We start from the raw sequence: 24,478 nt of genomic DNA, 5'->3' as shown, positions 1-24,478 counted from the left end.
GTTGGAGGCATTCTCGGCCCGAAAGGCCCGCGATGGATCAGCCCGCGCAGCAGCAGACACCGCCCGGTGTCACCGGAGCGATGACACCGGTGCCCGACCACGGTGAGGACAGCTACACCGGGTCCGGCCGGCTGGCCGGCAAAGCCACGGTCATCACCGGTGGCGACAGCGGTATCGGCCGGGCCGTGGCCATCGCCTTCGCCCGCGAGGGTGCCGACGTGCTGATCTCCTACCTCGACGAGCACGCCGACGCCCGGGACACCGCAGGCCTGGTCGAGGAGGCAGGCCGCACAGCGGTGCTGGTGGCCGGCGACATCGCCGATCCGGCCCACTGCCGGGGCATCGTCGACCGGGCCCTCGAGGCGTTCGGACGGGTCGACGTGCTGGTCAACAACGCGGCGTTCCAGATGACGCGCGAATCCGTGGAGGACGTCCCCGACGAGGAGTGGGACTACACGCTGGCCACGAACCTCAGTGCGATGTTCCACCTGTGCAAGGCCGCGCTGCCGCACATGCGAGCGGGCGCCTCGATCATCAACTCGACGTCGGTGAACTCCGATATGCCCCCGCCGATGTTGCTGACCTACGACACCACCAAGGCTGGGATCGCGAACTTCACCGCCGGGCTGGCGAGGCTGTACGGTCGGCGAGGCATCCGGGCCAACAGCGTGGCACCCGGTCCGATCTGGACCCCGCTCATCCCGGCGACCATGCCCGCCGAGCAGGTCGAGCGCTTCGGGCAGGACGTGCCGCTGCAGCGACCCGGCCAGCCGTCCGAACTCGCCGGGGTCTACGTCATGCTCGCCTCCGACGAGTCCAGCTACGTCTCCGGCGCGTGCATCCCGGTCACCGGAGGGGTGCCGATCTTGTGAGTCGGCCCTGGTATCCCCTCCGGTTGAGCACGCCGATCGCAGCTCACGTCTTCGGCGGTCGGGCGATCGCCGACCGACTCGGCCGCCGTGGGCTACCGGACGGCCCGGTCGCCGAAACCTGGGAAGTCAGCGACGTCGACGGCAACAGCGCCGAGGTCGCCGAGGGGCAGCTGGCCGGCCGGACACTGCGGCAACTCACCGCCGACCACCCCGAGGAGCTCGTCGGTCGGGGCTGGCGCGGACGCATATTTCCGCTGCTGACGAAGTTCATCGACGCGGCCGGCATGCTGCCCGTGCACCTGCATGCCGACGACACCACCGCCCAGCGGCTCGAAGGCCAACCCAACGGCAAAACCGAGGCTTGGCACATCCTCGACGCCGCCCCCGGGGCCACCGCCTACCTCGGCGTCCAGGACGGTGTGGACCGGGCTACGCTGCGCGCCGCGCTGCTGGACGAGGACTTCGATGCGGTGCTGCGCACCCTGCCCATCCGGCCCGGTGACACGATCTACGTGCCGGGCGGAACGCTGCACAGCTTCGGCCCCGCCACGCTGGTCTACGAAATCGAGCAGACCTCCGACATCCAGCAGCACGCCATGCCCTGGAACATGGAAGACGGCTCGCTCGTACCTCCCGACCAGCGCCGCGCCAACATCGACCGCCTCCTCGACGAATGGAACCCACAGGCTCGCCCCACTCCGACACCGGGCCTACGCCTACCACTGGCCGAAGACTGCGACCGCCTCCTGTGCTGCGCGGGACCGTACTTCGCGCTCGAGCGCTGGCGCCTCGCGGCCGAAACCGTGGTGCAACGCTCGTTCGACCAGGCCGTGATCGTGAGCAATGCTGGCGCGCCCGCCAGGCTCGACACCGAGAACTGGACTGGCGAGCTCGGCCGCGCCGAATCCCTGCTCCTACCCGCGGCGCTCGAGGACATTTCCTTCACGGGTTCGGCTGATCTCCTGCTCGGATACTTGCCCGACCTGGCACGAGACATCCAACAACCGCTGCTCGAGGCTGGACATCCACCAGAAGCACTCGCCACCCTCGGTGCCGGATAACTCACGCCTACGTGACCCCCGGTAAGGTAAACTGCCGCATTCCGCCGGGATTCCTCTCCGTAATCAGCCGCCGGATACTTGCCCGTCGGCAGTTCTCGTCTCGTGGGTTCCGTCGAAGGAGAGTTCGACCTTGACCCACCCCTCGGTCAGGTGCTCGAACGATTGGTAGGCCTCGAGGCCCTCCGAGAACAGCTGCCGCTGGGTCAGCATCGCGGCCGGGTCTACCGCGCCGCTGCGAGTCAACTGCATCACGGCACGGACTGGGCAACCCTCATGCTCGTCCCGTTACGCGCCGAACTCGCAACACCGGCGGTACGGCGCGTCGAGGGACGTATCGCCCTGGTGCTGTGCCCTGTTGACGGGGACGGGACGCCGGTAAGGAAGTTCTCATGAGTCGTCAGCGCTACCATCGCACTTGGTCAGAATCGGGGTCTGAAGAAGAGCCGGGAAGGATCGAACGATCGCTGGTCGCCAAGCTGGTTCAGTCTTCGGCGGAAACTGGCCAAGTGCTCGCCTCCGAGGCTGTGACCAGCTGCGATGATCATCGGCGTTTAATCTGTCACGGATCTTCCCCAGACACCTTCATGCGGGTCCTGGTTGCTGCTGGGGTGGGGCGGTGGAGCGTCGGGGGATGAGGGTTGGCGTGGCGACCAGAGTGCGCGCGGTGGTGGTGTGGTCGAGCAGTAGATCGAGGGCGCCGGCGGCGATCTGGTCGAAGGGCACGCGCACGGTGGTCAGCGGCACCGGTAGTCGGCTGACGATGGGGATGTCGTTGTAGCCCACGAGGGAGAGATCGTCGGGGATGCGCAGGCCCAGTGTGTGCGCGGCGGCCATGACGCCGATTGCTGTGTTGTCGTTGACGGCGAAGATCGCGGTGGGGCGGTCGGGTCTGTTCAGGAGTGCTCGGCCTGCGGTTTCGCCGGCGTCGATCGAGAACGAGTCGCCTTCGATGAGGGCTTCGTCGACGACGATTCCGGCTTCGGTGAGGGCCTGTTGGTAGCCGTCGCGTCGGCCTTGGGCGCTGGAGGCGTAGTCGGGGCCGGGCTGGGGCTGTCGCTGGTGCTCGGCGGCTCGCCGGTGTGGTGGACCCTGGCATGCACCGCCGTGGTCGCCACCGTGCTGTTCGCTCGTGGGCTCTACAGCATCATCGAGAAAGTCCTGCTGGCCATGGTCGCGGCCATGGCGGTCTGTTTCGTGGTCACCGCTGTGCTCAGCCGCCCCGACTGGACCGGTGCGGCCGCCGGACTGCTGCCCACCATCCCACCGGGCACTGGACTGCTGCTGGTCGCACTGGTGGGGACGAACTTCTCCATCAACGCCGCGTTCTACACCGGATACGCCTCCCGGGAACGCGGCCTGCGCCGCGACCAGTACCGCCAAACCACCCTGGCCGACACCATCCCCGGCATCGTCGCACCCGGCATCATGACCACACTGGTCATCATCGCCTCGGCCACCGCACTCAACGGCGAACAGAGTGCCGGCCTCGCCGACCTGGCCGGCGTACTCGAACCCATCGCCGGTCAGACCGGACGGGTCATCTTCGCCCTGGGCTTCTTCGGCGCCGCGTTCTCCTCGATGCTGGCCAACGCCACCGCCGGCGGCACCCTGCTCTCCGACGGACTCGGCGGAGGCAACCAACTCTCCTCACCTCGAGTCCGGCTGGGCATCCTCGCAGTGCTGGCCTTCGGCGCGCTCGTCACCGCCGTGATCGGCGGTTCGCCCATCCAGCTGATCATCATCGCTCAGGCGCTCACCGTCGTCGTCGCGCCCCTGCTCGGTCTCCTGCTGATCACCCTCGCCAACAACCACAGTCTCATGGACGACCTACGAAACCGCTGGTGGCACAACACCATCGCCGCCATCGGCCTCATCGCGATCCTGGCCACCTGCTACAGCCTCATCACCAGCTTGCTCTAGCCGCCTCTGCGATCAGTCGCCATCCGCCACCGCCGTGTTCAGCCCGCGCCTTCTCCACATAGCGCTCTACTCTTCGGGAGTGTCCCGGGAACGAACGTTCGCGGGACACTCCCGAACCCGGCAGCGTTTCCTCAGGTCGGCTCTGTCATGCAATCTGTGTCCGCGCCACCGTCACGCTGTCGGGCCTTCGCACTGCAGTCCGGCCATGCGGATCGGCTACGGACGCGTCTCCACCCGCGATCAACACCCCGAAGCCCAGCATGACGCCCTGACCGCAACAGGCTGCGACGAGGTCTTCGTCGACAAGGCCCCGACACGCTGGCCCGACGGCCCGAGCTGGCCAAGGGGTCTGGGGGCATCGGAACGAAAAGTGGTGCTTGTACCGTCCGTGACTATCGCGGATAACCCCGGACTCTCTGCGGTACATTCCGACCCGCACCTCACTGGCCGGCGTGGGCGACTCGGACGGACAGGCCGACACGGCGTGCTCATCTGCGATAGGCACGACCACATCCGATGCGGGAAACTCGCATCAGGCGAGACGACACCGGGTCGCGGCGCCACCGAATCAGCACGGTGACCTGCATCGACAGCCTTAGGGTGTCCGGCAGTTGGTGTGCGGCCGGTGAGGGGCGTGAAGGGCGGGCACGATCGGTTGTGATCACGAGGGTGCCAGGGTCTGTCTGGAGATCTTGATGTTGGGCGCTGGTAGGCCTGTAGTGTGGTTAAACGGCATGAGCTCACGGACGCGGAGTGGGCCCTGTTGGAGCCGTTGATGCCGGGCAATCCAGTTCAGGGGCACCAGTGGAACGACCATCGTCGGACGATCAATGGGATCTTGTGGAAGGTCCGTACCGGGGCACCGTGGCGGGGCTTGCCGGAACGTTACGGTAACTGGAAGTCGGTGTATGACCGGCATCATCGCTGGTCGGCCGATGGGACGCGGGCGCGTATCGCTGAGGCCTTGCGCATCGATGCCGACACCGGCGAGACGCTGGCCGCTCCCACGGTCGGGGTGGATTCCAGCAGTGTGCGTGCCCATCAGCACGCCGCCGGCGCTCCGCACGAGCCTCCGGCCGAACAGTCGGCAAAGGGGGCTCGTTGACCCGGGTGGATCGGGATGGGCGGGAGGCGCTGGGGCGCTCCCGTGGTGGGCTGACCACCAAGATCCATCTGGCCGCCGACCTGCGGTGCCGCCCGTCGTGACGGTGACCAGCCCGGGCCAACGCGCCGACTCGGTCATGTTCACCGAGGTCCTGCGGGTGCTTCGGTTCCCGTCATCCGGTCCGGGCAGACCCCGGACCCGACCGGGCCGGATCTTGGCCGATAAGGCCTACTCCAGCCGCGCCATCCGCGTCGAACTGCGCTGGCGTCACATCATCGCCGTCATCCCGGAACGCCGTGACCAACGCGCCAACCGTGCCCGCAAGGGCTCGGCCGGAGGACGCCCACCCGCCTTCGACGCCGCAGCCTACCGAGACCGCAACACCGCCGAAAGCTGCTTCAACAAGCTCAAGCAGCACCGAGCCGTGGCCACCAGATACGACAAACGCGACTACACCCACCAGGGCACCCGACCGTGGCCAGCATCCGCACCTGACTGCACGACCTCACCACAAGATCACCAGACACTACCTAGCTCGTGGCCGTGCTCCTCGAGGAAGGGGCGCAGCCCCAGCGCGTTCTCAGCAGCAGCGATCACAGCCGACTCGTCCCGGACGTTGCCGCTCGGATAGGAAACGCAGACGACCTTCACGAGTGCCCTCCTCCGACATGGTGATGGTCAGGTCACTCCGGGGACTGCGGCTGGCCCGACACGGGTGCGCGAGCAACCCGAAGACCTCGGGGCACCTCATTTACTCGCGTGGTTTCGCTTTGCGGGCATGGCGGGCTGCCTTGCGGGGCTCGGGCAGGAACCGGTTGGCCAGTGCGGTTCGTTTGGTCGCGCGGTCGCCCGCGACGACCTCGGCGTTGCCGGCCAGCAGGGCCCGGACACCCTGTCGGGCGACCTCGGCCTTGTCGTTCTTGCCGGCGTCGGGGCCGAAGGCGGTGTCGCCCATCCCCGCTCGGGCGTGGAAGTCGCTGTCGGTGGCGCCGGGCATGAGCGCGGTGACCGTGACCCCGGTGCCGCGCAGCTCCTCGCGCAGGCCGAGGGCGAACATGCGGGTGAACGCCCGGGAAGGTCCGTAGACGGTTTCGTACGGTGTCGGCAGGGTCGCCGAGATCGAGGACGTGATCAGGATTCGACCCCGGCCCCGGCGGGTCATGTCGGTCGCCAGGCGTTTGCTCAGGTGCACCACGGAGGTGATGTTGAGGTTGATCAGGTTCAGTTCCTCGTCGAGGTCGTTGCCGACGAACGCACCGCCGAGCCCGACCCCGGCGTTGAGCGCGGCGACCTCCACCGGCTTTCCGAGGTCTTCGACCGCCTGCCAGACCTTCTCGACCCCGTCGTAGGTGCTCAGGTCGGCCTGCAGCGCCGTGACGTGGGCACCGAGACGGGTGAGGCCGGTCTCTGCGGTGTGGACGTTCTCGCTGCGCCCAGTGGCCACGAGGTCGAATCCCTTGCGGGCGAGTTCTGCGGCGAGCTCGTAGCCGATGCCGTTGGAGGCACCGGTCACCAGCGCCACCGGCCGTTTGCTGTTCCGTGTCAACGACAGACTCCCGAGGTCTCGTGCGGGCGGGCACCGGTGGCATCGTTGACCGGAACGGTGCCCCTGTCTGGTCCGAGTGATCCTGCGCCAGGACTCCGCTGCCGGGGGGCTGCCCGAAGCGTTCGGTACGGGGCGGGATCAGGTTTCCGGCATCGGTTCCTTGGGGAACACGAAGGTGTTCGGGTCCGGGCCGTTGCGTCCGTCCGCGCGGTCGAGGGTTTCGATCGAGCGCATCTGCTCGGTGGTGAGCTCGAAGTCGAACACGTCGAAGTTCGCCCGGATGCGCGACGCGGTCACCGACTTCGGGATCACGATGGTGCCGAGCTGCAGGTGCCAACGAATGACCACCTGGGCCACGGTCTTGCCGTGCGCCTCGGCGATCTCGGTCAGCACCGGGTCCTCGAGCACCGCCCCCTGCCCGAGCGGACCCCACGCCTCCGTGGCGATGCCGCGCTGGGCGTGATCCCTGCGCAGCTCGGCCTGCTGGAAGTAGGGGTGCAGTTCGACCTGGTTGACCGCGGGGGTAACGCCTGTCTCGTCGATCGCGCGGGCCAGGTGGGTCGAGGTGAAGTTCGAGACACCGATCGACCGCAGCCCGTCGGTGTTTCGCAGCTCCGTGAGGGCACGCCACGAGGCGGTGTAGCCCTCGCCGGCCCCGATGGGGAAGTGGATCAGGTAGAGGTCGACGTGGTCGAGCCCGAGGCGGTCGATGCTGCGCTGGAACGCGCCCTTGGCGTCCTCGTAGCCGTGGTCCTCGGTGGGGTTCATGTACTTGGTCGTGACGTAGACCTGCTCGTCGGAGGCGCGGACCGACTCGCCCACCTGCCGCTCGTTGCGGTAGGCGGCGGCGGTGTCGACGTGACGGTAGCCGGCCTCGAGCGCCGTCGACACCGCTTGCTCGGTTTCGGCCGGGTCGATCTGGTAGACCCCGAAACCGAGCTGCGGGATTTGCGTCCCGTCGTTGAGCTCGATCCGAGGCACTGCGTTCGTCGCGTCAACCATGTCCACGGGTTACCCGGTATCGCCTACGCCCATGCCCGCCCGGAGACGTCGGTTGTCGGTGCGAGGACGTGGGAAAATGGTGCGCGACCGCGTTCGGGTGTGACGATCCGACGCTCCGCCTCCGGGAGCCGTCGGTCCGATATCGGGACAAGGGCACCTGTGGTGGTCGGGTCGTGCCCGCCGGGCACGACCCGACGCATCAGCGAGCGGCGTCAGCCGATGCAGTCGCCGTTGTCATCACAGCACTCGCGGCGACACTACAACCCCGCAACCACTCACACACGGTGACAACCGGTTGCTCGGAAAAACTCACTGACCACCACGGAATGGGACTACTGGCACAATCGCGAACAACTCCATCCCTCGTGCGACCATCGTCCATTGTGGATGGTTCCTGTTGCCTCGTAGCCGATCGTGGCGGGCAGGACCGGCTCATCCGGCCCCCGGCGGGAATCATCGACTCGGCCTCGGTGCAAGCCGCCGAGACCGTCAGCGCCCACAGCCGCGGCTTCGACGCCGGCAAGAAGGTCGATGGCCGCAAGCGCCACATCGGCGTCGACACCCTCGGACTCCTCGTCTGCGTGCTAGTGACCAGCGCCAACGTGCAGGACCGCACCGCCGCGCGAAACCTGCTGGCTCGCCTGCGCTACCGGTGTCCGAGCATCCGGCACCTGTGGTCCGATGCCGGCTACACCGGCACCCTGCTGGCCTGGGCGCAACACCTGTTCGGCCTCACGATCGAGATCGTGGCCAGACTCGCTGGCCAGACCACCTTCGTGGTGCTCCCTCGGCGCTGGGTCGTCGAACGCACCCTGAGCTGGATCACCCAACACCGCCGCTGCGTGCGCGACTACGAGCGCTTACCCCATCACCACGAAGCCATGGGCCACTGGGACATGATCCGAATCACCAGCAAACACCTGACCAAACCGGTATAGGAACAGGCTCTTACGGATCTCGGCGAGGAACGCCTCCCCCGCGGCGGTCAACGCGACGTGGCGGGTCGTGCGCCGCAACAACGGCACGCCGACCTCGTTCTCCATGCGCTTGATCTGCTGCGACAGCGGCGGCTGGGACATGTGCAACGCTGGGCCGCCTTGCGGAAGTTGATTTCCTCCGCCACGACCACGAACGTCTCGAGGTGGCGCAGTTCCACGCTCACCCTCCCGATTTCGTGGTACTCCCCCGGTCAGAGCTCATCATGTCGCTACGTCGACAGGAAACCTACACCGGCACGAGGGTGCGCGACCACAGCCCTGCTCAGGAAAGATCGGTCCGCAGCAGGATCGAGCGGGCCCGGTCGACGACGGGTTTGTCGATCATCTGGCCATCGAGGACGGTAACCGAGCCCTCGTCCGAGGCGGCGATGACGTCGTGCGCCCAGCGGACCGACTCCGGCAACGGGGTGAATGCGGACCGGATGGCCGAGACCTGGCTCGGGTGGATGCACAGCTTTCCGGTAAAGCCCAGGCCGACAACATGGTCGGTGTCGGCGACAAGCACCTCGTCGTCGTGCACCGAGGTGGTCACGCCGTCGATCGGCGGTGCGATACCGGCGGATGCGGCGGCCAGTACCAGCGTTGAGCGCGCGGTGACCAGAGCCTGGTGATCACCGGGATCGATGCCGAGCTGGGCCGCGAGGTCAACGTTGCCGAAGGCCGCTCGAACGACGCCCTCGGCATGGCAAAGCGCGTGCGCGCTCATGAGTCCGGTGGCTGTTTCCAGCAGCGGGATCACGGGGGTGTCCGGGAGGAGGCGGGTGAACTCGACCAGTGCATCCGCGTGCTCGCTTTTCGGAAGCATGACCGCGCAGGGGTGCCGCGCGACCATCGCGACATCGTCGTCGTACCAGGGAGTGCCTGCCGCGTTGATCCGCACGACGGCCGGGTGGCCGTCACGAAGGTACTCCGCGACATGCTGCCGGGCGGTGTCCTTGTCCTCGACACCTACTGCGTCCTCGAGGTCGAGAATGACCGCGTCGGCACCGGCCACGGCGGCCTTGGCGAAACGATCAGGCCGGTTCCCGGGAACGAACAACATACTCCGGGCGTGCGCCAGCGTCTCCTGTCGTATCACTCGAACCCCACCTCGGCCTGCGCCATCACGGCATCAGGAGCGGTCACTACGGCCATCCGCGCCGAGTCTGTCTCGGGCTCACCCGTCACCAGCACCGGCTCCCCGGCGAACACCGGAGCGCGGAGCCGGTAGTCGACCGTGGCCACACGCCCCGTGGTACGGCTGCGCCGGGCCAGCTCGGTCATCAGCATCGCCAGGATCGGACCGTGTACGACGAGTCCCGGGTAGGATTCGACCTCCCGCGCATATGGTTCGTCGTAGTGGATGCGGTGCGCGTTCGCCGTCAGAGCGCTGAAGCGGAACAGTCGCACCGGGTCGCCGGTGAACTCCAGCTGCCACTCGCTCGTCGACTCCGGTACCTGCCGGGGCCGTTCCGAGTGTGGGTTCTTGGTGGTGCTTTCCCCCGATCGGTAGACGTAATCCTGCTCCTCGACCACCCGCAGTGCACCGCCCTGCCGGAACTCGCTGCGCACGGTCACGAACACCATTTCCCCGGAGCGCCCCTGCTTGACAACCACCTGAGCCAGTGACGAGGTGCGCTCGGCGGGCTGACCGAGCTGGAGGGGCTGGGTGATGTTCAGCCGGCCCCCCGCGAACATCCGGCGACGGTCGGGAATCGGCGGCAGGAAATGACCCTCGGTGGGGTGACCGTCCGAACCCAACGCGCTGTGCGGCGGCCACTCCTGGAAATACACCCAGTGCCACAGCGGTGCCAGCTCGGTCTCTCCGAACAGCTGCCGCGGTGTTTCCAGGACCGCGGCCAGCGCCTGGGACCGCTCGGGGTCCAGGGAGTCGGTATCGGTCACGGGGCCCGGTTCCCACTCCTCGAGGTACGTGTCGAGGTCAGCCACCCGTGCTCCCTTCGTCCGAGCCGGAACCCGGCTTATCATATTTGGCCGTACAAATCATGCACAAGAGTACGCTTCATAGATCATTGAATGTCAACACCTGCACAGGAACTTCTTCTCCGGGGCAACCCGGCTACCCACCACCAAGCATTCAAGTATTGACGTTGCTCACTTTTGGCCGTACAAATCTGGTCAACAAGGTTCGGCGACCTCCCCGGCTTCTCGAGACAGAGATACAGGGCTCCCCTCGCGGAGGAAGGAATCATGACGACCAACGCGGAGTCCCTCGCGCGGTGGGCGACCGATCTCGCCCCGACCCCGGACGACCTGGCGCTGGCCCAGCGGTCACTGCTCGACACTGCCGCGGTCGCCCTCGCCGCACGAGAACACCCCGTGGCAACGATCGCTTCGGGCCTGCCCGACGCGGCCCGCTGGGCGACCCTCGGGCACGTGCTGGACTTCGACGATCTGCACATCGACTCCACGACCCACATCAGCGTGGTCGTCGCCCCGGCCGTGCTGGCCACGGGCGGGGATGCCCGCGCGTACCTGGCCGGGGCGGGCGTCATGGCGCGGTTGGGCACCGCGCTCGGCTGGCCGCACTACTCTGCGGGCTGGCACGCCACGTGCACGGCCGGGGCTCCGGCGGCCGCCGTGGCCGCCGGAACGGCCATGGGACTGCCCGCGGACCAGCTGACCACCGCCATGGCCCTGGCAGTTCCCGGTGCAGGCGGTGTCCAGAACGCCTTCGGCACGCACGGAAAGTCACTCCAGGTCGGATTCGCCGCGCAGGCCGGTGTCCGGGCGGCTCAGCTGGCTCGCGCCGGAGCCACGGCCGATTCCGGCGCGCTGGATGCCTGGCTAGGCCTCGTTGGCGGACGCATCGGGACCGTCGATCTGTCCGGCCCGGCCGTTCCCGGCGGTCTGGCCATCAAGGTCTTCCCGTGCTGCTATGCGATGCAGCGCCCGATCGCCGCGGTGCGCGAGATACGTGACCAGCTCGACGCGGGCGTAGAACGGGTGGTGGTGCGCACGCCGGAAGCGTCGATCCTGCCCCTGATCCACGACCGGCCGCGCACGGGGCTGGAGGGCAAGTTCAGCCTGCCCTACGCGATCGCCACAGCCGTGCTCGACACCTACCCGGACTTCGCGGCCTTCACCGACACGGCGGTGGGCCGTGCCGACGCGCGAGGTCTGCTCGACCGCGTCGAGGTCGAGCTGCACGACGACGGCGGTGACGACCTGCTGACCGGCGAGGTGGACATCGACGTCGAGTGCGCGGGCGGGTCGAAGCGGCACACCCGGCTCGCCCGGCCACCCGGGTCACCGTCGCGTCCACCGTCGGCCGCGGAGTTCGACGGCAAACTCGCCGCCTGCGGCCCCGACGTCGCCGGCCGACTCGCCGGCGCGACCTGGAAGTCGGTGGCGAGCCTGTTGCGGACCACCTTCCCCCGCGTCCCGGAGGAGCACTCATGACGACACTGCCGTTGGACGGGATCAACGTGGTCAGCATCGAGCAGGCGGTGGCGGCCCCGTTCGCCATCCGGCAGCTCGCCGACGACCCCCGTTTCGCCACGGGGGCGGATCGGGTCGCTCACAGCGAGGAACTCGACCCGATCACCGCCAACGCGGGGCTGAACTCGGTAACCGAGCTCCTGCACCACCGTCCAGGAAGTGCGTCACATCGTGCACGTCCTGAGCTGCGTATCGCCACGCAGCGTTGGCCGCACCGACCACCGAACAGTCCACCACCCCGCGCTGACCGAGCGGGACCGCTGGCGCGAGGTGGCCGTTCCCGGTGCCACGATGCGGCGCTGCTGCCTCCGGCCGTTCCGGTGGGACTCGAACCCAGGATGGACCCGGCCCCCGACATCGGCGAGCACACCGACACGACCCTGGCCGGGCTCGGCCACGACGCATCGCGGATCGACGACCTTCGCACCCGCGGCATCATCTGAGGACAGGAGCGACACACGTGAGCACTGTGGACATACTCGACGAGCAGGAACGTCTCGTCGTCGAGACCGTGCGCGACTTCGTCGACAAAGACGTCAAACCGGTCGTAGCCGAGCTGGAGCACGCCAACACCTACCCTGAATCTCTCATCGACCAGATGAAGGAGATGGGCGTCTTCGGGTTGACGATCCCCGAGGAGTACGGCGGCACCTCGGTGTCGACGCCGTGCTACGTGCTCGTCACCGAAGAGCTCGCACGCGGGTGGATGAGCCTCGCCGGGGCCATGGGCGGGCACACTGTCGTGTCGAAGCTGCTGCTGCACTTCGGCACCGACGAGCAGAAGAACCGGTACCTGCCGAAGATGGCCACCGGCGAGATCCGGGCGACCATGGCGCTGACCGAGCCGGGCGGCGGATCCGACCTGCAAGCCATGACCACGCAGGCTCACCGCGACGAGACGGGGTACGTGGTCAACGGCACCAAGACGTGGATCACCAACTCCCGCCGGTCGCAGCTGATCGCCCTGCTGTGCAAGACCGACCCGGCTGCCGACCCCGCTCACAAGGGCATCTCCATCCTGCTGGCCGAGCACGGGCCGGGACTGACCGTCTCGCGCGATCTGCCCAAACTGGGTTACAAGGGCGTGGAAAGCTGCGAGCTGTCCTTCGCCGACTACCGCGCACCGGCCGACGCGATCCTCGGCGGAACTGAGGGCAGGGGTTTCGCGCAGATGATGAAGGGACTGGAGACCGGGCGGATCCAGGTGGCCTGCCGCGCGCTGGGTGTCGGACGGGCGGCCTTGGAGGACGCGCTCGCCTACTCCCAAGACCGCGAGAGTTTCGGCAAGCCCATCTGGAAGCACCAATCGGTCGGCAACTACCTCGCCGACATGGCCACGAAGCTCACCGCCGCCCGGCAGCTCACCCTGCACGCCGCGCACGAGGCCGACGCGGGCAGGCGTGTGGACATGGAAGCCGGAATGGCCAAGCTCTACGCCTCCGAGGCCGCCATGGAGATCGCGCTCAACGCCGTGCGCGTCCACGGCGGCTACGGATACTCCACCGAGTTCGACGTCGAACGCTACTTCCGCGACGCGCCCCTGATGATCGTGGGCGAGGGCACCAACGAGATCCAGCGCAACGTCATCGCCTCCCAGCTGGTCGCGCGGGGCGGGCTCGACGCCTGACGTCACCGGTGACGGCACGACCCGCGGCAGGCTGTCGACTACGGTAGTGGGCGGAAAACGAGGTGAGGCGGACATGTCGGCGGTCACGGACAACGACAGCGGCCGGGAAACGGCCTACACCAAGCTCGCGCGGCGGCTGCGCACGGCCATCCTGCAGCACGAGTACCCCGATGGCGTGCGGCTGCCCACCGAGGCCGAACTGGCCGAATCGCACCAAGTCAGCAGGCAGACCGTCCGCCGGGCCTTCCAGGACCTGGTCAACGAGGGCATGGTGTACCGAGTACCGGGCCGCGGCACGTTCGCCGCACCTCGCGAGGAGCAGTACCTGCGCCAGTTCGGGTCGGTCGACGACCTCATGGGGCTGTCGATCGACACGAGCATGCAACTCGTCTCACCGATCCGGCGCCAGGTCGACCTCGACGCAGCCGGACGGCTGCACCTGCAGTCCGACCGGGTGCACAAGCTCGCGTTCCTGCGCCTACACGAACACACACCGTTCTGCGTGACCACGGTGCACCTCCCACCGTCGGTGGGAAAACTCATCGAGTCGCTGCCCGAGCTGGGTGAGGTCGGCGCCCGCAGCGAGGTGACCATCATCGGGCTGCTCGACGACCGCCTGCCGGACCCCATCGCCGAGGCCGAGCAGAGCATCACCGTCGCCACCGCCACCCCCGAGATCGCCCACCATCTCGGCTGCGAGCCCGACCGGCCGCTGCTGCGCATCGACCGCGTCTACCACTCCACGGCGGGCCAACCCGTCGAACTCGCCGTGAGCTACTTCCTGCCCGAGCACTACTCCTACCGCGTGCGACTGCGGCGCAACGTGCGGTAGCACCACACGGCTCAGCCAGGACCCGCGTCTTCCCGTCACCCGTTCATTACACTCGACGGTCGTGGACCTCAGGCCCGTGTACACCCCGACCAAGGGCGAAGCCGCCTACCAGGCCCTGCGTAGCGCGATCCGCAACGGTCAGCTACGTCCGGGCCAGCGGGTCACCCTCAACGAACTCGCCGACAGCCTCGAGATGAGCCTGACCCCGGTGCGCGAGGCACTGCGACGGCTGGCCAGCCAGGGCCTGGTCGAACAGGAACCCAACCGCGGCACCGTCATCGCCGAGTACACCCTGGAACGAGCCCGCGAGATATACCGGCTGCGTCTGCTCCTGGAACCCGTGGCCGCCGAGCTCGCCGCCACGCACGCCACCGACGACGATCGCTCCGAGATCACCACGGCCCTCAGCGACCTCGACGAGGCCGTCGCCGAAGGACGCGACGCCGATGTCGCCGCGCTCAACGCCACACTGCACCACCGGATCTACACGGCCGCGCGGTCGCCGTACCTGTCGGAGTTCATCGACAAGCTCTGGAATGGTGTCCCGTTCCAAGCCATCAGCCTCACCGACCGGCAGCAACGCTCCGCCGAGCAACACCGCGCGATCGTGCGAGCCGTCCTCGACGCCGACTCCGACCGGGCGTCACAACTGATGCACGAGCACATCTCCGAAGCCGCCAAGGACACGTTCCGCCAGCTCGCCGACGCGGACGAGGCTAGGACCTCCGACGCGTAAGGCGGTCGATCAGGAGCGCGAACCGATCGTCAGCAGCGGCCCCGTCGGGTCGGTGAAGAAGTCGTTGCCCTTGTCGTCGACGACGACGAACGCCGGGAAGTCCTCGACCTCGATGCGCCAGACCGCCTCCATGTCCAGCTCGGGATACTCCAGGACCTCGACGTCGCGGATGCAGTCCTCGGTCAACCGCGCCGCGGGTCCGCCGATGGATCCCAGGTAGAACCCGCCGTGCCGCTTGCACGACTCGGTGACCGCGCCCGAGCGGTTTCCCTTGGCCAGCATCACCAGCGATCCCCCGGCGGCCTGGAACCGTTCGACGTAGGAGTCCATCCGACCGGCCGTCGTCGGGCCGAACGACCCGGACGCGTACCCGTCCGGCGTCTTGGCCGGGCCCGCGTAGTACACCGGATGGTCGCGCAGGTAGTCCGGCATCGCCTCGCCCGCGTCCAACCGCTCGGCGATCTTGGCGTGCGCGATGTCGCGGGCCACGACCAGCGGGCCCGACAGCGACAGACGGGTGGCCACCGGAAGCCCAGCGAGTTGATCGCGAATCTCGGTCATCGGCCGATTCAGGTCGACGCGCACCGCCTCACCCGTCCCGAGATCGGCGTCGGTGGTCTCCGGCAGGTATGCCGCGGGCTCTCGTTCCAGCTGCTCCAGGAACACCCCCTCGCGGGTGATCTTGGCCTTGGCCTGGCGGTCGGCCGAACACGACACCGCCAGCGCGACCGGCAGCGACCCGCCGTGCCGGGGCAGCCGCACGACTCGCACGTCGTGGCAGAAGTAACTGCCACCGAACTGGGCACCGAGTCCCAGCTGCCGCGTGATCTCCCAGATCTCCTGCTCCCACTCGAGGTCCCGGAAACCGTGCCCCACCGGCGATCCGTGATCGGGCAGCGTGTCCAGGTAGTGCGCCGAGGCGAGCTTGGCGGTCTTGAGCGCGTGCTCGGCGCTCGTCCCTCCCACCACCACAGCCAGGTGATACGGCGGGCAGGCTGCCGTCCCCAGCGAGCGAAGCTTCTCCTCGAGGAACGCCCGCATCTTCTCCGGCCGCAGCAGCGCCTTGGTCTCCTGGAACAGGAACGACTTGTTCGCCGAACCCCCGCCCTTGGCCATGAACAGGAACTCGTACTCGTCGCCGGAGGTCGCGTTCAGCTCGATCTGGGCGGGCAGGTTGGTGCCGGTATTGACCTCCTCGGTCATCGACAGCGGCGCCATCTGCGAATACCGCAGGTTCAACCGCTCGTAGGTGTCATGGATTCCCCGGGCGAGATGCCGCTGGTCGTCCTCGTCGGTCAGGACCCGCTGGCCGCGCTTGCCCATGACGATGGCCGTGCCAGTGTCCTGACACATCGGCAGCACTCCCCCGGCAGCGATGTTGGCGTTGCGCAACAGGTCCCGGGCCACGAACCGGTCGTTCGGCGAGGCCGCCGGATCCCGCAGAATCCGGGCGAGCTGGCTCAGGTGCGCCGGACGCAGCAGGTGGGCGATGTCGGCGAAGGCTTCGGCAGCCAACATCCGCAACACCTGCGGCTCGACGGACAGAAACGTCCGTCCAGCCGCGTGTTGGGTGGACACCCCGTCACGAGTGAATAGCCGGTACTCGGTCTCGTCGGCGCCGAGCGGGAGGAGTTGCGTGTAGGCGAAGTCCGCCATGGGCTGCACCATCGTTCCTGTACGTCGTGGTCGTCGAACCCTGCAACGGGAAATGGCCGGATCACCGCGGCCCGTCGCCGAACTCGGCGCGGACCATCTCCGTGTGCTCCCCGAGCGCGGGGATCGCGGTCATCCGATGCTCACGCCCGTCCATGGTCACCGGCGGTAGCAGCGCGTGCAACGGCCCGACCGGCGAGGCCACCTCTCGCCACCGATCTCGTTCCCGCAGCTGCGGATGCTGCGCGAACTCGGAGAGGGTGCGCATTCGCGCGTTCGCGATGCCCGCCGCCTCCAGCCGCTGCACGATCTGCTCCGCCGTGCAGACCGCGAACGCGCGTTCGATCACCGCGGTCAGGTCCTCCTGGTGCTCCACCCTCGCCGGATTGGTCGCGAACCGTTCGTCGGTCACGAGCGCCACATCGTCGAGAACCGTCTCGCACAGGGTCTGCCACTCGCGGTCGTTCTGCACCGCCAGGAACACCTGCGAACCGTCCCCGACGGTGAACGGCCCGTACGGCGCGATCGCCGCATGCCGAGCCCCGGTCCGCTGCGGGGCCGCGTCACCGTAGGTAGCGTAGTAGTACGGATAGCCCATCCACTCCGACAGCGCGTCCAGCAACGACACCTCGAAGGCGCCGCCCCGCCCAGTGCGCTCCCGTTCGTACAATGCCGTGAGCACACCCGAGTAGGCGTACATACCCGCGGCGATGTCGGCTACCGAAATTCCCGCCTTCGCCGGTTCCTCGGGGCCGCCCGTGATCGAGACCAACCCCGCCTCGCACTGCACCAACAAGTCGTAGGCCTTCTTGTCCCGATAGGGGCCGGAGCTGCCGTAGCCACTGATGTCACCCACGATCAGGCGTGGGTAGCGCGCGGTCAGCCGATCTTTGCCGAGACCGAGCCGAGTGGACGCCTCCGGTGCCAGGTTCTGCACGAACACGTCGGCGTTGTCCAACAGCCTGTCCATGAAAGCCCGGTCGGCGGGATCCTTGAGATCCAGCGTCACGCTTTCCTTGTTGCGGTTGAGCCAGACGAAGTGGCTGGCCATCCCCTTGGCCGTCGTGTCGTAAGCTCGCGCGAAGTCGCCGGACGGGCGTTCGACCTTGATGACCCTGGCTCCGAGATCGGCCAGCTGGCGGGTCGCGAACGGAGCAGCAACCGCCTGCTCCAGCGCCACGACAACGACGCCCTCCAACGGCAACATCAGGCCCTCCTCGGAAGCGCAGGCAAGTACTGGGAGCGAGTCTCCGCCAAGTTTTTATAAAATGTCAATGACCTATTGTCACGCAGTGTGGCCTGAATTACGGTCCTCTCTTACCGCGACGGGCGTTTCCCTTCCGCCCCGGCGACGCGGATCCACTTCCCAGTGAAAGGACCGCCGATGAGCACCCGTGATGACGACTCCGCCGAGGGGCCACCCACGTCCAGCGACACCACCGTGCTGTCCGGTGCCACCTACCGGGGCCTGTCCGAACAGGTACTGAGTCCCGCCGAGGAACGCTTCGAACGCGTTCGCCGCACCACCGGGCTGTTCCTGGCGCCGCTGACGACGATCGTCATGCTGCTCGTGCCCCTCGGGATGAACCCGAGCCAGCACCGGCTCGCTGCCGTCCTGCTGGGCGTCGTCGTGCTCTGGTTGTGCGAATCGGTTCCCATTCCCGTCGCCGGGCTGCTGGGCGTGGCCGCGATCGTGCTGCTGGGGGTGGCTCCGCCCGACGAGGTCATGGCTCCGTTCGGGTCCTCGACCCTGTTCACCTTCATCGGGGCGTTCATCCTCAGCCAGGCCATGCTGCGTCACGGGCTCGCCCACCGGTTCGCCTTCCGCATCCTGTCCCTACCGGGTGTGGGACGGACGTCCACGCGCGTGCTGGTCGCCTTTGGAGCCGTCACCGCGCTGCTGTCGGCCTTCGTGTCCAGCACCGCGACCGTGGCGATGCTGCTGCCCACGGCGCTGGGCCTGCTGTCGGTGATCAGCAAGCTCCTCCCGGCCACGTCCTCCGACAAGAAAATCGATCCGCTTCGTCTGCGCCTGGGCACAGCCCTGATGCTGATGCTGTCCTACTCGGCGGTGATCGGTGGACTGCTGACCCCGATCGGGACACCGCCGAACCTCATCGGCCGCGAGTACATCGAGGAGGCGACGGGGCGCACCATCACGTTCCTGGACTGGATGCTGATGGCCGCGCCGGTGGTCGGGGTGATGTTCGTGGTCATGTGCGGGGTACTGCTCCTGCTCAACCGGCCGGAGATCAAAAAGCTGAGCGGGGTGGAGAGCTACGTCGCCGCCGAGCGGACACGGCTCGGTGGCCTCTCCCGCGCCGAGAAGAACACGCTGATCGCCTTCGGCCTGACCGTCACCCTGTGGATCCTGCCCTCGATCGTGGCCCTGATCGCCGGCGAGGACTCCGCGGCCCTGGACACCGTCAAGCAGCACCTGGACGAGGGCATCGTCGCAGTGCTCGGAGCATCGTTGCTGTTCGTGCTGCCCACGAACTGGCCGAAGCGAGAGTTCACCCTCACCTGGAGCGAGGCAGTCAAGATCGACTGGGGCACCATCCTGTTGTTCGGCTCCGGAATGATCTTCGGAACCCAGCTCGCCGACACCGGGCTCGCCCAGACCGTGGCGACGTCGTCGGCGGGAGCACTCGGGCTGTCCAGCATCGTGGGCCTGAGCCTGTTCGCAATCGTGCTCGCCGTCACGATCTCCGAGACCACCTCCAACACCGCGTCGGCGGCCGTCGTGGTGCCCATCGTCCTGCCGCTGGCCGCGGCGGCCGACGTCAACCCCATGATCCCGGCGATGTGTGCCACGTTCGCCGCCTCGTTCGGTTTCGTGCTGCCCGTGTCCACACCGCCCAACGCCATCGTCTACGGATCCGGAGCCGTCCCGATCACCAAGATGATGCGCTCGGGCATATCCCTGGACTTCGCGGGAATGGCGCTCGTGGCACTGCTGCTACCCGTGATGATCGGGCTCGTCCTCACAGGCGGATGAGGATGCTCCACCCTGCGTGCACACCTGTGCGGGCAGCATCCCGCGGCCGACCGTGATGACCACGCTGGCCAACAGCAGGGCGGCCCCGGCGGCTAGCCAGGCCCACGCGTAGCCGGTGTGGGTGAGCAGTGCTCCGAAGGCCAGCGGCCCCAGGCAGGCACCCGCACCCGCACCGGCCTGGGTGATACCGGTGGTCCGCCCGGGACGCCCCGGCGACGTTTGCACGATGGCGTAGTTGAACACACCGGCCCAGCCCCAGCCGATGCCGTAACCGATGACCGCCGCGAGAAAGAACGCCCACCCCTGATCGGTGGCCAACAAGGCCACGCTGACAGCCCCCACCGCACTCATCGCGGCCACCACACCGAAGCCTCTGCCGCTGCGCCGGTCGGCGAACGCACCCAGGGCGATACGGGTGGCGATGCTGGCCACGGAACCGAGCACCGCCAACATTCCCGCCGTCACGGTCGCGAAACCCGCATGCACGGCGCCGAGAACGAAAAAGGCACCGAGCGCGTTCGCTCCGGCCGAGGCGAGGCCCCAGCCGGATGCCAGCACGATCAGCGCCCTCCTCGGCAGCGGCGGACCGGTTCTTCCCGCCGCTGCCGAGGAGGCAGCGACCTGCGGCTTCACGGCCGCGGGCGACGGCGTGCGAATCAGCAGGGCCGCCCCGAGCGAGAACGCCGCTCCGAAGTAGTAGATGCTGCGCCAGCCCGAGACATGGGCGGCTACCGGGACCGCGAGCCCGCCGAGCAGAATGGCCATCGGGATCGCGGCCTGTTTCACGCCGAACGCCAACCCCTGGCGGTTCGACGGAACCAGTCGACTGATGTAACGATTGGTCGACGGTTGGATCGCTCCGTTGGTCGCTCCCGCGAAGCCGAGGACGACGGCGAGTTCCTGCCATCCGGTCACACCGACGGCCACGGCCAGCATGGACGCGGCAGCGACGACGAGCGCCACGCGCATCACGCGGACACTGCCGAAGCGGTCCGCGAGCCGTCCTCCCATCGGGGCGACGACCGCGCTGACCCCGAAGAACACCGCCGTGGCGATTCCCAGCCCGGCGGGAGTCACGATCCCGTCGGAGCGCAGCAACGGCGCCAACGACGAGGTGACGAACACGCCCAGCAATCCACAGGTCGTCGCCGCGATCGCGAGCCCGGCGGCGCCGAACGATCCGCTGCCGAACCGCAGGGTGTCCGCGCTGTCCGTCCGAATCTGTTGAGCGCGCATGACTTCCCAGTATGGAGCACCTCTGCCCAGCGCAGAACCTTGTTATCCACCGCGGTCGGAGTGTGGTCGGTCACTCCGGACGACCGGTGCTCGCAGCTCCCGGCGCGATGCGGGCCGATCGGCACCGACATCGACCGCCGGCGCTCCGGAGAACCGTTCGCCTGCCACCTCTCGAGCGGGAGGACCGTTCTCGGTGGGTGATCGTCGCCACGTCACCGGCTCTGCCAGTGAGGTCGCCGCTTCTCGGCGAACGCCCGGATGCCTTCGCGGGCGTCCTCGGAGGCGAAGACCGGGTCGGTGATCGCCCGCTGGCGGGAGAACCGTTCCTCCTTCGGCCACTGCTCGTGGTCGAGCACGATCCGCTTGCTGGCGACGGTGGCCAGCGGACCGTTGGCCGCAATCCGGCCAGCGAGCGCCAGCGCCTCGGTCAGCGCGCAGCCGTCCTCGGTGGTCTTGTTGACCAGGCCCACCTCGTGGGCACGCTGCGCGGCGAGCATGTCGCCGGTCAGTGCCGGTTCCATCGCGACCTGCGGCGCACCGCTGACCGGCCCCGCTCTCCTATCGGGACGTCTCCTCACCGTCACCCGCCACGGCAGCCGCGACCATCCCACCATCGCCACAGCGCTCACTGCCCTCGACACCCTCGCCGCAAACCATGGATGAGCACCCCGTGGGCAAACCGGGCGTGTCCGGGGCGAGTTGAACTCCCACACCCAAAACCTCAGGTCAGCGCCACAGCTGCTCCGCGCGACAGCAGTAGCTCCGCGAAACACCAGCGCACAGGATGACGAGTTGCGTCGGAGGCCGGAGCAGACCACTACGCCCACGCACTCGACCAGCAGACATGACTCGCACTCGGAGGCTGATGAAGACAGTTCCCTGATCATCCCGGCTGGCAGACGATCCCGCAGGGCTCCCCCTGTACCTGGACTGCACCTCGCGGAGACCCCTCCAGCTGACGCGGTTCCAAAGAAGATGATGCGCGGTGCTCCACCTGCGAACCTCACAGCCACGATCACAAGTGACACTGGAGTACCACCCTGAGAAGCTGTCGAGGTGGAGTTTCGCCATCTCGAAGGGTTCGTGGCGGTTGCCGAGGAGTTGCACTTCGGGCGGGCCGCCGCGCGGCTGCACATGGCTCAGCCGCCGCTGAGCCAGTACATTCGCCTGCTTGAGCGGGATCTCGACGTTAAGCTCTTCGAACGCAACACTCGCTCGGTACGCCTCACCGCAGCCGGTGATTCGCTGCTCGAACCAGCACGGAGAGTCCTCGCGGAGGCAGCAGCCGCACGGCGCACCGTACTGGCTGCCAACGGCGGTGAGGTGGGACGCGTGACCGTCGGGTTCGCCGGCGCGAGCAGCTACGGCGCTCTCCCCCGCCTCACCCGGGCCGTCACCTCCGAACTGCCCGGCATCGAACTCGTCCTTCAAGGACAGACGTACTCCGGGGAAGCACTGAGCCGGATCAGCGAGGGGACATTGGACCTGGGCTTTGTTGCGCTTCCGACCCGCGGCGGGATCTCCTCACGGGTGGTTCGAGTTGAGCAGCTAATCAGCGCTGTGCCGGACACCCACCCACTTGCCGAGCGGTCCAGCATCGACGTGGCAGAGCTCGCCGACGAGCGCTTCGTCGCGTTCCCGGCCACGCGGGGCTCCGCCGTGCGCGACACGGCGATGCAGGCGTGTCTCAACGTCGGGTTCAGTCCGATGATCACCCAAGAAGCTCCGGACGCCTACAACCTGTTGACGGTGGTCGGCGCGGGGGTCGGTGTCGCGCTCGTGGTCAGCTCGGCGCAGAACATCCACATGGAGCACGTCGCGTTCCGGCCGCTCACCGGAGATGTCCCGACCATGTCCATCGCACTGGCTTGGCGCTCGGACAACCCGTCGGCGGCGTTGCACTCCGTCCTGCGCCTTGCCGAGGACGTGCTGCCCACACCACCGAATTAAGAGCGATTCGGTATCAACGAAGGAACAAATTAATCTTGGACAGCTCTTAGTTTTCGCTGCCACAGTGTCCTGTATCTCGCGATGCAGGCCTCATTAATCCTCGCATGGCGGGACGACCACTCCGCGAGAGAGGAGCACCCCGTGTCGCAGGGCAGCGCCGTCCGGGCCGACAGACCCGACGTACCAGCTCGAGAGGCCCGCAAGGCAGGAATCACCGCCTTCGTGGGCACCACGGTAGAATGGTTCGACTTCTACATCTACGGCTCCGCATCCGCGCTGGTGCTGGGCGACATCTTCTTCGCGAAAATGTCGCCGGCACTCGGCACACTCGCGGCGTTCGGCACCTTCTGGGTCGGCTTCCTCGCCCGCCCCCTGGGTGGGCTCGTCTTCGGGCACGTCGGGGACCGCTTCGGACGCAAGAAAGCTCTCATCACCACCCTGCTGATGATGGGCATCGGCACGTTGTGCGTCGGCCTGCTGCCCGGCTACGCCCAGATCGGGGTCGCCGCTCCCGTACTGCTCATCGTTCTGCGCATGCTGCAGGGAGTTGCCATGGGCGGGGAGTGGGGAGGCGCGGTCCTCGTCGCCACCGAGTACGCCCCACCCGGCAAGAAGATCCTCTACGGGGCGTTCGCGCAACAAGGCTCGCCCGTGGGCAATCTCCTGGCCACGTTGGCGTTCGTGACCATCGCGTGGCTGCCCAACGAGGCATTCATGTCATGGGGCTGGCGGTTGCCGTTCCTGGCCTCGGCCGTTCTCGTGCTCATCGGCCTGTTCATCCGGCTGCGTCTGAACGAGACCCCGGAAATGCAGCAGGTCATCGACAGCAAGCAGGAATCGAAACTGCCCATCAAGGAAGTGCTGAGCCGCTATCCCCGGCTGGTTGCCCTCGGTGTCGGCGCCGGCGTTGCCGGTGTCTCGATTACCTACGTCAAGACCACGTTCGCCCTGTCGTGGGCCACGACGGACCTGAACTTCACCCGGTCGAGTTTCCTGACCGTCATCGCGGTCGCACTCGTGGTCCAGGTGCTGGTCCAGCCCTTCGGAGCGGTCCTGGCCAGCCGGATCGACCTGAAGCGAGCCATCCTGGTCATGCTTCTGCCCGAGCTCGTGTTGCTGCCGGCCATGTTTCTGCTGATCAACACGGGGTCGCTGCTGTGGGCCAGCGTCGGAATGGCCGTGGCCACGTTCCCGCACGCGATGTACTACTCGGCGCTGGCGGGAGTCCTGTCCCAGGTGTTCCCCGTCGAGATCCGCTATACCGGCATGTCGCTGTGCTATCAGCTGTGCACGACGCTCTTCGCGGGGACCGCGCCCATCGTCGCTCAGTTCCTGCTGGCCCGAACCGGCTCGATCTGGCCGGTCGTGGCCCTCGGTCTGGGTTACGTCGTCCTGACGGTGCTCTGCGTGCTCGCCCTGGTCCGCCGCAGCAGCTGGGGGCAGGCACCACCGCTCGCGCAACCCACCTCCGCCGCGTCCACCTCGCTGAGCTGAACGGAAA

22 protein-coding genes and 2 pseudogenes are annotated in these 24,478 nt (G+C 67.7%); 13 read left to right on the top strand and 11 right to left on the bottom strand.

From position 1 onward, the window contains the following. Positions 1–32 precede the first annotated feature (32 nt). Together FHX42_RS06370 and FHX42_RS06365 are read left to right on the top strand one after the other, a co-directional pair. Complete coding sequence (locus FHX42_RS06370) at positions 33–872, top strand: SDR family oxidoreductase (protein ID WP_182543161.1); 840 nt, start codon at positions 33–35, stop codon at positions 870–872. Positions 873–895: 23 nt separating this feature from the next. Next, positions 896–1,933: a type I phosphomannose isomerase catalytic subunit gene (locus FHX42_RS06365; protein WP_220479553.1), complete on the top strand. Its 1,038-nt coding sequence runs from the start codon at positions 896–898 to the stop codon at positions 1,931–1,933. Positions 1,934–1,996: 63 nt separating this feature from the next. Here FHX42_RS06365 and FHX42_RS06360 read toward each other — a convergent pair whose 3' ends face one another. Together FHX42_RS06360 and FHX42_RS26415 are read right to left on the bottom strand one after the other, a co-directional pair. Next, entirely contained in the window at positions 1,997–2,185 is a 189-nt protein-coding gene (locus tag FHX42_RS06360; protein WP_182543159.1) for a hypothetical protein, read from the bottom strand. A 330-nt stretch (positions 2,186–2,515) separates the two neighbouring features. Next, positions 2,516–2,920: pseudogene (locus FHX42_RS26415) on the bottom strand (substrate-binding domain-containing protein); the annotation flags it as partial. A 6-nt stretch (positions 2,921–2,926) separates the two neighbouring features. Here FHX42_RS26415 and FHX42_RS26410 point away from each other — a divergent pair. Both FHX42_RS26410 and FHX42_RS06345 read left to right on the top strand, forming a co-directional pair. Beyond that, positions 2,927–3,853 (top strand): NRAMP family divalent metal transporter, encoded by a 927-nt coding sequence (locus tag FHX42_RS26410; protein WP_235986917.1) that lies wholly within the window; start codon positions 2,927–2,929, stop codon positions 3,851–3,853. Positions 3,854–4,628: 775 nt separating this feature from the next. Further along, positions 4,629–5,427: pseudogene (locus tag FHX42_RS06345) on the top strand (IS5 family transposase); the annotation flags it as partial. 282 nt (positions 5,428–5,709) lie between these two features. Here FHX42_RS06345 and FHX42_RS06340 read toward each other — a convergent pair. Then, positions 5,710–6,504: an SDR family NAD(P)-dependent oxidoreductase gene (locus FHX42_RS06340; protein ID WP_220479549.1), complete on the bottom strand. Its 795-nt coding sequence runs from the start codon at positions 6,502–6,504 to the stop codon at positions 5,710–5,712. A 138-nt stretch (positions 6,505–6,642) separates the two neighbouring features. Beyond that, the gene (locus FHX42_RS06335) at positions 6,643–7,506 is read right to left on the bottom strand and encodes an aldo/keto reductase (protein WP_182543158.1); all 864 of its coding nucleotides are present in this window, start codon (positions 7,504–7,506) and stop codon (positions 6,643–6,645) included. Positions 7,507–7,889: 383 nt separating this feature from the next. On the opposite strand from FHX42_RS06335, the gene FHX42_RS06330 reads away from it, so the two are divergent. After that, positions 7,890–8,444, top strand: coding sequence for a transposase (locus FHX42_RS06330; protein ID WP_182543157.1), 555 nt, complete (start codon positions 7,890–7,892; stop codon positions 8,442–8,444). On the opposite strand, the gene FHX42_RS27280 is transcribed toward FHX42_RS06330, so the two are convergent. From FHX42_RS27280 to FHX42_RS06315, 3 genes are all read right to left on the bottom strand, one after another. Beyond that, positions 8,367–8,549 (bottom strand): hypothetical protein, encoded by a 183-nt coding sequence (locus FHX42_RS27280; protein ID WP_328795965.1) that lies wholly within the window; start codon positions 8,547–8,549, stop codon positions 8,367–8,369. The genes FHX42_RS06330 and FHX42_RS27280 overlap by 78 nt on opposite strands. Before the next feature lie 217 nt (positions 8,550–8,766). After that, positions 8,767–9,582: an HpcH/HpaI aldolase/citrate lyase family protein gene (locus FHX42_RS06320; RefSeq protein WP_328795928.1), complete on the bottom strand. Its 816-nt coding sequence runs from the start codon at positions 9,580–9,582 to the stop codon at positions 8,767–8,769. After that, positions 9,579–10,433 carry a hypothetical protein gene (locus FHX42_RS06315; RefSeq protein ID WP_328795927.1) on the bottom strand — a complete coding sequence of 285 codons (855 nt, stop codon included), beginning with the start codon at positions 10,431–10,433 and terminating at the stop codon, positions 9,579–9,581. The genes FHX42_RS06320 and FHX42_RS06315 overlap by 4 nt, the downstream gene beginning before the upstream one ends. 261 nt (positions 10,434–10,694) lie before the next feature. On the opposite strand from FHX42_RS06315, the gene FHX42_RS06310 reads away from it, so the two are divergent. The 5 genes from FHX42_RS06310 (at position 10,695) to FHX42_RS06290 (ending at position 15,140) form a co-directional block, all read left to right on the top strand. Continuing rightward, entirely contained in the window at positions 10,695–11,906 is a 1,212-nt protein-coding gene (locus tag FHX42_RS06310) for an MmgE/PrpD family protein (protein ID WP_182543155.1), read from the top strand. After that, positions 11,903–12,388, top strand: coding sequence for a CoA-transferase family III protein (locus FHX42_RS06305; protein ID WP_182543154.1), 486 nt, complete (start codon positions 11,903–11,905; stop codon positions 12,386–12,388). The genes FHX42_RS06310 and FHX42_RS06305 overlap by 4 nt, the downstream gene beginning before the upstream one ends. A 17-nt stretch (positions 12,389–12,405) precedes the next feature. Continuing rightward, positions 12,406–13,572: an acyl-CoA dehydrogenase family protein gene (locus FHX42_RS06300; RefSeq protein ID WP_182543153.1), complete on the top strand. Its 1,167-nt coding sequence runs from the start codon at positions 12,406–12,408 to the stop codon at positions 13,570–13,572. 73 nt (positions 13,573–13,645) lie between these two features. After that, positions 13,646–14,404, top strand: coding sequence for a GntR family transcriptional regulator (locus FHX42_RS06295; protein ID WP_182543152.1), 759 nt, complete (start codon positions 13,646–13,648; stop codon positions 14,402–14,404). Positions 14,405–14,465: 61 nt separating this feature from the next. Then, the gene (locus FHX42_RS06290) at positions 14,466–15,140 is read left to right on the top strand and encodes a GntR family transcriptional regulator (protein ID WP_182543151.1); all 675 of its coding nucleotides are present in this window, start codon (positions 14,466–14,468) and stop codon (positions 15,138–15,140) included. 9 nt (positions 15,141–15,149) lie between these two features. Here the strand turns inward: FHX42_RS06290 and FHX42_RS06285 are convergent, their stop codons facing one another. Beyond that, positions 15,150–16,808, bottom strand: a complete 1,659-nt coding sequence (locus FHX42_RS06285) for a fumarate hydratase (protein WP_328795926.1) — start codon at positions 16,806–16,808, stop codon at positions 15,150–15,152. 49 nt (positions 16,809–16,857) lie between these two features. Then, positions 16,858–18,000, bottom strand: coding sequence for a CaiB/BaiF CoA transferase family protein (locus FHX42_RS06280; protein WP_182543150.1), 1,143 nt, complete (start codon positions 17,998–18,000; stop codon positions 16,858–16,860). A 177-nt stretch (positions 18,001–18,177) separates the two neighbouring features. On the opposite strand from FHX42_RS06280, the gene FHX42_RS06275 reads away from it, so the two are divergent. Continuing rightward, positions 18,178–19,791, top strand: coding sequence for an SLC13 family permease (locus FHX42_RS06275; protein ID WP_182543149.1), 1,614 nt, complete (start codon positions 18,178–18,180; stop codon positions 19,789–19,791). Here FHX42_RS06275 and FHX42_RS06270 read toward each other — a convergent pair. Both FHX42_RS06270 and FHX42_RS26400 read right to left on the bottom strand, forming a co-directional pair. Beyond that, entirely contained in the window at positions 19,753–21,027 is a 1,275-nt protein-coding gene (locus tag FHX42_RS06270; protein WP_182543148.1) for an MFS transporter, read from the bottom strand. The two genes, FHX42_RS06275 and FHX42_RS06270, sit on opposite strands and share 39 nt — an antisense overlap. A 212-nt stretch (positions 21,028–21,239) precedes the next feature. Beyond that, positions 21,240–21,656: an enoyl-CoA hydratase-related protein gene (locus tag FHX42_RS26400; RefSeq protein ID WP_328795925.1), complete on the bottom strand. Its 417-nt coding sequence runs from the start codon at positions 21,654–21,656 to the stop codon at positions 21,240–21,242. A gap of 427 nt (positions 21,657–22,083) precedes the next feature. Here FHX42_RS26400 and FHX42_RS06260 point away from each other — a divergent pair, with 427 nt between their 5' ends. Together FHX42_RS06260 and FHX42_RS06255 are read left to right on the top strand one after the other, a co-directional pair. Beyond that, entirely contained in the window at positions 22,084–22,977 is an 894-nt protein-coding gene (locus tag FHX42_RS06260) for a LysR family transcriptional regulator (protein ID WP_182543146.1), read from the top strand. Between the two features lie 141 nt (positions 22,978–23,118). Next, positions 23,119–24,471 (top strand): MFS transporter, encoded by a 1,353-nt coding sequence (locus tag FHX42_RS06255; RefSeq protein ID WP_328795924.1) that lies wholly within the window; start codon positions 23,119–23,121, stop codon positions 24,469–24,471. Positions 24,472–24,478 lie beyond the last annotated feature (7 nt).

This window comes from Halosaccharopolyspora lacisalsi (genome assembly GCF_014137975.1).
Classification (GTDB): domain Bacteria; phylum Actinomycetota; class Actinomycetes; order Mycobacteriales; family Pseudonocardiaceae; genus Halosaccharopolyspora; species Halosaccharopolyspora lacisalsi.
Note: the sequence above shows the minus strand (reverse complement) of the source record. Positions and strands in the feature narration are given on the sequence as shown.